Consider the following 1222-nt stretch of genomic DNA (forward strand, 5'->3'; position numbering starts at 1 on the left):
TCCCTTGTATCTTGAACCATGTAGTGGGTGGTGGTTAGCTACCATCACCTGAAACAGGGTGAATCTGGTACTTCCTATAAGGTCAGACCTTGTCTTACAGCTGAGATCCCCTGTTTCACCTTTCACGCCAGCATCAACTTTGAACGGTAGCCAGGAGCATAGACTCCGCATGAACAAGGAAAATGGGCGTGATGGTTATATGTGAAAGGGGGCTCGTATGATTCAGTTAGGAATTGATGTTGGAAAAAGCAAAATAGACTTATGCCTCAGGCCGGATGGTTCGGAAGGTCGCCAGAAAACCAAAACGCTGACTAACGGGCCTGATGTCGCAATCAGCGTTCTGGAATGGTTGGCGAAGCAGAAAGTCGGTCCCTCTGATGTGCAAGTGGTGATGGAGTCAACGGGCACTTACCACGAATATCTGGCTTACGGCCTTTATGAGCGCTCTGTACGTGTCGTCATTGCGAATCCTGCCCGCATCCGTGCCTTTGCTCAGGGCATGGGTATTCTCACTAAAAATGACACCGTCGATGCTGACGTTCTGGCTCGGTATGGTGCCATGCGTCAGCCAGATGTGTGGCAACCTCCTTCTCCAGCTATCCGTGAATTAAAAGCACTAATTAGCAGACGTGATGCGCTGGTACACGATGTAGGCCGTGAACAAAGCCGGCTTGAGAAACTCCTCTCAACGCGACGTTCACTACTGGTTGAAGCCTCTGTCAGAAAGATACTTCAAGTGCTGAACAACGAACTGCAGGTGGTACAAGCGCTGATTGATAACCATATCGATAACCATCCTGAGCTGAAACGGGATATGGAATATCTGACGTCGATAAAAGGGATAGGGTCAGCAGTCGGGAGTACAATGCTGGTAGTCCTGAGGGGAAATCACTTCATCAGTGCAGAACAGGCAGCATCCTGGGTGGGAGTTGTACCTAAGGAAAAACGCTCAGGAAGCTCTGTCCGCGGCAGAACAAGACTCTCAAAGAATGGTCCTCCAGAAGTGAGAGCCAAACTCTTTATGGCTGCAATAGTTGCCGTCAAACACAACCCTCAACTCAAACAGTTTTATGACCGCCTTCTGGCGGCGGGAAAAGCGAAGATGTCAGCGTTGGGTGGGGTGATGAGAAAGCTGGTACACATCTGCTACGGTGTTGTGATGAAACAGCAAAAGTATGACGAGAATTACGCTACAGCAGCTTGACGCTCAAGACGGTAGCTG

Annotated in this window: 1 protein-coding gene; it reads left to right on the forward strand. The window is 49.7% G+C overall.

Annotated features, from left to right (window positions below):
* Window positions 1-217 precede the first annotated feature (217 nt).
* Window positions 218-1204: an IS110 family transposase gene (locus tag H0248_RS21285; RefSeq protein WP_180787397.1), complete on the forward strand. Its 987-nt coding sequence runs from the start codon at window positions 218-220 to the stop codon at window positions 1202-1204.
* Window positions 1205-1222 lie beyond the last annotated feature (18 nt).

The sequence above is a fragment of the Pectobacterium brasiliense genome (genome assembly GCF_013449685.1).
Lineage (GTDB): Bacteria > Pseudomonadota > Gammaproteobacteria > Enterobacterales > Enterobacteriaceae > Pectobacterium > Pectobacterium brasiliense_A.

What these genes read in the sequence shown, in the direction of transcription:
- H0248_RS21285 (WP_180787397.1), top strand. Translation starts at nt 218, where the DNA reads ATGATTCAGTTAGGAATTGATGTTGGAAAAAGCAAAATAGACTTATGC.